This is a genomic window from Williamwhitmania taraxaci (assembly GCF_900096565.1).
Taxonomy (GTDB): Bacteria; Bacteroidota; Bacteroidia; order Bacteroidales; family Williamwhitmaniaceae; genus Williamwhitmania; species Williamwhitmania taraxaci.
This window is the reverse complement of the sequence record NZ_FMYP01000116.1, coordinates 1-6,454: the sequence shown is the minus strand read 5'-3', so window position 1 is coordinate 6,454 and position 6,454 is coordinate 1. Positions and strand designations below refer to the sequence as shown.

Below are 6,454 nucleotides of genomic sequence, written 5' to 3'. Positions count from 1 at the left end.
AACCAAATCCTCCTCCCTTTTCTCATTCCGCTACGCTCCATGAGAAAAGGGAGGAGGATTAATTCCATTAACAATGTGGTGAAACTTTACAATTACTACAATTCCGGTGATTTAAGGAAGTTCGATGCTTACAATCTTGCTTGGGTTTCTGATATGCAATCGCAGGTGGACTTTACCAATGGTTTTATTGAGAATTATGGTGATCCGTTGGGCTATAAGGCTTCATGGGAAGCAATAGTTAACTTTAAGAATATTGAAGCTACCAAGCGCACACAAATAATTAGCGATAACGCACAGTGGTTTGAGGATAATTCGCCAGTGGATCCCAAGTATAAGAAAGCAACAGTTAAGGGCGTTAGTGCTAAGGTGATTACCGTGGCTTGCCTTGGCGGCGATTGCTATCCGGCTACGCCTATTGGGATTAACCTCCCCAACGCTGATTGGATTCGTAAGGATTTTGGGTCGAAGAGCGTAACTATTGAGAACATTACCCATGCCTATGATATGGCTGCTCTTGGTGATGGTTTCTCTGCCGAATTTGCTTACTCGGAAGAGGAGATTGAACTGGCCAAGACGTATGGCTCGTTGGCGGGGAATCTGCATACCGATCTTCACGAATGCCTAGGCCACGGTTCGGGTCAGCTGGCGCCTGGCACCAAAGGAGATGAATTGAAAAACTATGGTTCAGCATTAGAGGAGTCGCGGGCCGATCTTTTTGCCCTCTACTATATTGGTGATCCCAAAATGGTAGAACTTGGAATTCTTCCTTCTTTTGATGCAGCCAAGGCCGAATACAACTCATTCATTCGTAATGGCATTATGACCCAGCTTACGCGCATTGAGCCAGGCAAGAATATTGAGCAGGCCCATATGCGCGATCGTTCCCTGATTGCCCATTGGTGCTATGAGCACGGCAAAGCCGAGAATGTGATTGAGAAGGTGGTACGCGATGGTAAAACTTATTTTATAATAAACGATTACCAAAAACTCCGCGCCCTTTTTGGCCAAATGCTAAAGGAAATGCAGCGCATTAAATCGGAAGGCGATTATGAGGCTGGTAAAAAGTTAATTGAGACCTATGCTGTGCCTGTAGACCGAACCCTTCATGCGGAGGTTTTGGAGCGTTACAAGAAGCTTAACCTTGCGCCATACTCGGGATTCTTGAATCCGGTATTGGTTCCTGTTGAGAAGAATGGCGAAATAATTGATGTTAAGATTGAATATCCAACCGATTATGCCGGTCAGATGATGGAATATGGAAAAACGTTCTCGTTTATTCCAACCTTCAACTAGCTATTATAGAGTCTACAAAAAAAGATCGCCGAGAGTATTCTCGGCGATCTTTTTTATGTGGCTATAAACGCTACTGCGGCGCAAAATGGCTTGCTATAAGTTAAGCCTCAAACGTAGCGTTTTTTGTCCCGAATCGCTGGAGCGGAGTTTCTCTCCATTTTGCAGCACCACGAGGTAGCTATCCTTCTCGTAGAGTTCCAGTCGCTGAATTTTCGCTACATTCACAATATATGAGCGGTGGATACGTACAAACTTGGAGACAGGAAGGTGTGATTCTAGAAACTTCATGGTTTTTTCTTTCATGAATTTTCCTTTGGGTGTATGAATTACCACGTAATCGCCATCCGATTCCACGTATATAATGTCATCTACCGGAATAACCTCAATGCTACCAGCCTTGCGTACTGCAATACGCTCGAGGTGCTCAATAGTTTCCTCGTTGGCCTTAACAACCGCTTCGGCAACTTTTGCATCGGTTTGGTTTGAGTTAAAGCGAATAATTGCCCGCTCAACGGCTTCTTTAAACCGGGATTGGGCGAATGGTTTGAGCAGATAATCAACGGCGTTCATCTCAAACGCCTTTAGGGCATATTGGTCGTAGGCCGTTGTGAAAATAATCAGGCAAGGATGATCGAGGAGTTCGAGCAGCTCAAATCCGGTTAGCTTGGGCATTTGAACATCTAGGAAAACAAGATCCGGTTTCATTTCATTAATCACCTTTGCTCCTGTAAAACCATCGCCAGCCTCTCCAATCACCTCAATCGCAGGAATAGACTTTAGGAACTCCCTCACAATGGCTCTAGCGGGCTCTTCGTCTTCAATAATTAAGGTCCGTATTTTTCTTTCACTACTCATGATATTCCATTTTTGGTTTGCGGAATGGTTAATAGAACCTCAAAAATGCCCTCATGTTTCTGCGTTTTAAGCAACTTATCGCTTCGGTATATGAGTTTCAACCGATCATTAATGTTTGTCAGCCCAACGCCAGAGCCTCTCCGTGAAGGAACTCCCGGCTCAAAATTGTTGGTTATGCGAAAGTTCAGAACGCCATCCTCAATCCACGTGTGGGTTTGAATAATTATTTCGGAGGTGCTTTCGTAGACCCCATGCTTCACCGAATTTTCGTAAAGTGGTTGTAGTATCATGGGTGGAATTGTGCATACCAGTAGTTCTTCCGGTATATCGAAGCGATACTGCAGCTTACTTCCAAAGCGAACCTTTTCAATTTCGAGGTACCGGGTAATGTTTTCCATCTCCTTTCCCAGGGTGGTCATGTTGTTTGTGCCGGTTGAAATGGTGTAGCGAAGGTAGTCCGATAGTTTCACCAGCATTTCGCGTGCGCTTTCGGGAGCTGTAATGGTAAGCGAGCTAATGGAGTTTAGGCTATTGAAAAGAAAGTGGGGGTTGATTTGCGATTTCAGCATGTTCAACTCTACTTCGACAAGCATCTCCTGCAGCTTGGCCTCGCTTTCCACTTTTTCCTGAAGGTTGTTGTAGTAGATAATTAAGTAGTAAACCAACGAGAGCATTATGTAGATGAAAATTCCCGAAGCAACTCTTGTGGCCAGTGGTATGGAGGAAAATGCGCCATATTCCGGCCAAGGAGCCGTTAATACGGTTACCACTTTTTCGGTAATTAGGGCCCAGCCACCAACCGTAACCACTCCAACTGTTAATTGGTTTATTACCAAGTTGAAGGTGCTTGTTTTGCCCGGTTGGTAAAGTTGAGTAATATACCAAATGGGCATTCCTAATAGGGCAAAGAGGGAAGTTGAGAAGACACCGTCGATGGCTGTAGGCAGCAGAGGGAGCGCTGTGGATAGGTAGACTATGGACAGCTGGAGGATTACTAATACGCCCCAAGCTGCCACATACCAGAGTATCGCAACTCGGTTGGGTAGAACCGATTTTGCCATCTGCCTCTAGTAACTTTTAATTTCACCGCCACCAAAAATGGCTAAACCTCTTATTAACAAAACCTTATTTGGATCCACCTTGCTTTGAATAATGGTGCGCTTATCGCCAAATCCGCCAAGAATTGATACTACAGAAACTTGAATGGACCACTCCGATGGCACAATAAGAGTAACGCCACCAAATATGCATACTACCTCAAGCATACTTGTGCCGTCAACCATATCGGCTTGGGTGAGATCTATTTCGGCACCGCCAAAAATATTAACCATTTTCCCACCGCTGAAGGTCTTATTGCTTATTTTTTTTTTTGAACCGCCAAATATGTTTAATTCGTCCAAATCGCCAGTGGTGCTTGTATTGGTGCAGCGATTGTGATTCAACTTACCTCCAAAAATTTTCTGACCAATAGCATTAAAGAAAATGATGATGCCAAGGCCAATTACCAGAACGGGCCAGTAAATGCCTATAAAATCGTAAGGGGTATTGATGACGCGAGAAGCCAGGAAAAATCCTCCAATGAGCGTTAGCACCAATCCGGTAAAACGGCTGTCTCTGTCGGCAAGGTTAATAAGACCGATAGAGAACAGGAGCATGGGCCATGAGAATAGTATATGCTTGATGCCCGGCTCAATGTAGCCAAGATTTGCAGCTAGCCAAACTGCTCCAGCGGTAATAACCAATAGGCCAAAAATGGCTTTCTTCATTTTTCTAGGGCGATGTTCGCAATATATTCTTTCCATAATTATAGTCTTAAATTACAACTTTATAACGACAGGACAAATGTAAGGTGATTCGTTATGCAAATCTAGTAAATCCCGATGAACGGCGAAATTTCTACGATGAATCGATTGGATAGTACTATAGGTTGGGTATTATCAATGGTTGTTCCGCAATCGATTGCACGCGCAGCCCGAAACGCAGTTCTTTAGAATTGGAAAGAGGTCGTCAGTGAAGGTTGTAATTCACCGACGACAATCTGCATTTGCCCTAATGCTTCTAATGTTGATTAACGTTGAGACATAATCTAACTTACATCCTTCTTTCGATGATCCTCTTCTCTTGCCCGCAATTCTACAAGCTCGTCTTCTAGGCGTAATATGGTTGAGCGCATGTCGTCCTCCTGGATCTTCATCTCTTTCTCCATTCGCTGAGCTTGCGCCAAGAGGTCTTTTGTTTGCTTGTTTATGCGCATACCATTGAGCGTTATTCCTATGGATTTTGCCATCTGTTCCACCATTTCGATTTGATAGGTGTCCAGAATATGGAATGAGGCAATTTCGATTACACCTTCCACTCTATCTTCGGCAATTACCGGCACAATAAAAATGTTGCGGGGCAGCGCTTCACCCAAACCTGAGGTTATCGTAATGTAATCGTCGGGGACCTCAGTTAGGAACATACTTTTCCGCTCAAAGAAACAAACACCAGCTAGTCCATCGCCCATGGCTACTGTTTTTTTTATGTATTTACGGCGGTCAAACGCGTAAGTGGCCCGAAGGGTAAGCGCTGGGTTTTCCGGATCCGTGTAGTCCGATTGGAAAAATATGGCTTGGTTGGCCTTTAGATAGGTAACCAAGAAACTAATAATGGCATAGCCCACATCATCGATGCTATCGTGATTAATATGCAGCACTTCGCCCATACCTGCAATTCCTTGGGTTACGTATACCCGTTGCTCTTCCTCTCTTCTTCGAGTCACAGTATCGATTTCGGCCTGCTGAAGCTTGTTGCGCATCTCCAATAGCGAGTTTCCAAGAACATCATCATCGCCTAACGTTTCGTAGCTTGCCTTGAAGTTTCGGTTTCCAACTTCCGCAGCAAAATGGGATAGGCGTTTTAGTGTTCCAATTAGCTGGTTTAACGAATGGGCAATAGAACCCAGTTCGTCCCTGTTTTTAATATCTACCTCATCGGGGTGGCGGCCCTTGCTCAACTGCTCCACTTTATCCCTGATTATTATAACTGCACTTGAAATCCGGCTTGAGAAGATAAATGCAACGATTAATGCGATAACGATTGAAATGATTCCAAGAATCCAAGTTGTTCTTAGTGATACGGCAACTGTATGGACCGAAGATTTTTCGGCTTCAGTTACAATTTTCTGAGTATAACTTTTTGCCTTATCTAATCCTTTTATGGATAAGAGTCCTTCTTTTGCAACATCCTTAAGAAGGTTAATGATTCGGGGATCACTTATCGTTATCTGATTGTCAACGGTAGGAGTCTTTTGGCTTGCATTAAGTATGTTGTGAACTTCCTCTATTTTGCTTTTAACCTTAAGCCCATAATCTAGTTCAAATGCGTTGATAAAATTCAAAATACTATCCTTGTAATAGTTTCCTGCCATTGATTCCGATTCTGAAAAAACGGTTTTAATGGTTTTTATTTGGTCGTTTACAAATTGTGCTTGAAATTGATGTTCGCCCCACCAATATGCGAAATCTTCATTGTTTACTGCCGAAACCATTTCGTAGAGAATGTGAACATCGGAGCGGACAAAGTATTTGGCTTCAAGAATCGCATCGGATACTACGATACTTGAGGTTATTTGCTTTTGCTTATTCTCGATAGATTTTAAGAACAGAATGCTTTGTATCCCCACAAAAAGCATTAATACCGTAATTAAAAGAAAGCTAAGAAGGAGCTTGTTGCTTATTTTATATATGCGTTTGACTTCCATTATGAGGAAAATTTGGGTTGTTTTAAGTGGAAAAGGTAATAAATAATAATTGTATGTTAACACATACTAATTTGAGGGTTAGGTTGTATTGTCTCGTTTAATAACAAAGTTTCATATTTAAATCGATTGCACGAGGATAAAAAAAGTTGATAAATTGAGACCGTTGCAAAAGGCAAAGAATTCATTTTTCTCTGTTTTTCCAGCTCAAAAAACACTTTTTTGAGGTGGAACTCTTCAATTATGCTCTATCATCGAGCTAACCATGCTTCCATAGGCATGGTTTTCGACCTATTTTTCGTTTATGTACATAGCTATCCTAGGTGATCGGTAAAGGTTGTATGCCATTGCTTCCATCAGGTGCTGCGTATGCATTTTCTGTAGCCCCACATACCGCGCAGTACCTCCCCCAAACCAGCGCCGGATTGATCCAAAGGTTCGCTCTACCTGATACCTTACTTTGCTGATGAGCTTGTTGCACTCCTGCTCCCGTTTTGTGAGCGGGCGATTCTTTGCAGCCTTGTGCATCACGTGGTTGCGCAACCTTCGTTTGGTTACTGCCGCATC

General features: G+C 43.2%; 6 protein-coding genes. 1 reads left to right on the top strand and 5 read right to left on the bottom strand.

What is annotated here, in order from left to right:
* Positions 1-1,293: dipeptidyl-peptidase 3 family protein (locus tag BLS65_RS16950; RefSeq protein ID WP_244500713.1), on the top strand; the 1,293-nt coding region annotated here is incomplete at its 5' end.
* A gap of 93 nt (positions 1,294-1,386) precedes the next feature.
* Here BLS65_RS16950 and BLS65_RS16945 read toward each other — a convergent pair.
* The 5 genes from BLS65_RS16945 to BLS65_RS16925 all read right to left on the bottom strand — a co-directional run.
* A complete protein-coding gene (locus tag BLS65_RS16945) occupies positions 1,387-2,148 on the bottom strand; it encodes a LytR/AlgR family response regulator transcription factor (RefSeq protein ID WP_092440989.1) in 762 nt (253 codons plus the stop codon).
* A complete protein-coding gene (locus BLS65_RS16940) occupies positions 2,145-3,209 on the bottom strand; it encodes a sensor histidine kinase (RefSeq protein WP_092440988.1) in 1,065 nt (354 codons plus the stop codon). Before BLS65_RS16940 ends, BLS65_RS16945 begins: the two co-directional genes overlap by 4 nt.
* A 6-nt stretch (positions 3,210-3,215) precedes the next feature.
* Positions 3,216-3,950, bottom strand: coding sequence for a LiaF transmembrane domain-containing protein (locus tag BLS65_RS16935; RefSeq protein ID WP_092440987.1), 735 nt, complete (start codon positions 3,948-3,950; stop codon positions 3,216-3,218).
* A gap of 284 nt (positions 3,951-4,234) precedes the next feature.
* A complete protein-coding gene (locus tag BLS65_RS16930) occupies positions 4,235-5,890 on the bottom strand; it encodes a GAF domain-containing protein (RefSeq protein ID WP_092440986.1) in 1,656 nt (551 codons plus the stop codon).
* Between the two features lie 288 nt (positions 5,891-6,178).
* Positions 6,179-6,454, bottom strand: a 276-nt coding sequence (locus tag BLS65_RS16925) for a transposase (protein WP_139180962.1), incomplete at its 5' end; no start/stop codon positions are given.

Excerpts from the sequence above, each read along its gene's own strand:
- BLS65_RS16945 (WP_092440989.1), bottom strand. The coding sequence starts at position 2,148 with ATGAGTAGTGAAAGAAAAATACGGACCTTAATTATTGAAGACGAAGAG.
- BLS65_RS16940 (WP_092440988.1), bottom strand. The coding sequence starts at position 3,209 with ATGGCAAAATCGGTTCTACCCAACCGAGTTGCGATACTCTGGTATGTG.
- BLS65_RS16935 (WP_092440987.1), bottom strand. The coding sequence starts at position 3,950 with ATGGAAAGAATATATTGCGAACATCGCCCTAGAAAAATGAAGAAAGCC.
- BLS65_RS16930 (WP_092440986.1), bottom strand. The coding sequence starts at position 5,890 with ATGGAAGTCAAACGCATATATAAAATAAGCAACAAGCTCCTTCTTAGC.